Below are 384 nucleotides of genomic sequence, written 5' to 3'. Positions count from 1 at the left end.
CTGGTGGTGCGTCCCGGCGCGGGCCTCGTTGCTGGCCTGCTCGGCGGCGATGGCAAGCGTCCGCTAGCCGAGGGCAAGACGGAGCTGGCCTTGAATCTGAAAGATGCGGCAGATGTTCGGCGCGCGCTGGCGCTACTGGCGCAAGCCGATGGCCTGATTGAAGGCAACCGGCCCGGTGTCATGGAGCGCCTTGGACTGGGTCCTGCGCACTGCGCGGAAGTCAATCCGCGCCTGGTATATGGACGCATGACGGGCTGGGGACAGGATGGTCCGTTGGCGCAGGCAGCGGGGCACGATCTGAATTACGTGGCGTTAAGTGGCCTGCTGTCGCTGGCGCCGCAGCAGGGCATTCCGCCCACGCTGGGCGACGCAGCCGGTGCGCCT

At 67.7% G+C, this 384-nt stretch carries 1 protein-coding gene; it reads left to right on the top strand.

What is annotated here, in order from left to right:
* The coding region (locus AB4Z32_RS27845) for a CoA transferase (protein WP_442125032.1) at positions 1-384 on the top strand (384 nt) is incomplete at both ends.

It is taken from the genome of Massilia sp. 2TAF26 (assembly GCF_052115005.1).
Classification (GTDB): domain Bacteria; phylum Pseudomonadota; class Gammaproteobacteria; order Burkholderiales; family Burkholderiaceae_D; genus Telluria.
Note: the sequence above shows the minus strand (reverse complement) of the source record. Positions and strands in the feature narration are given on the sequence as shown.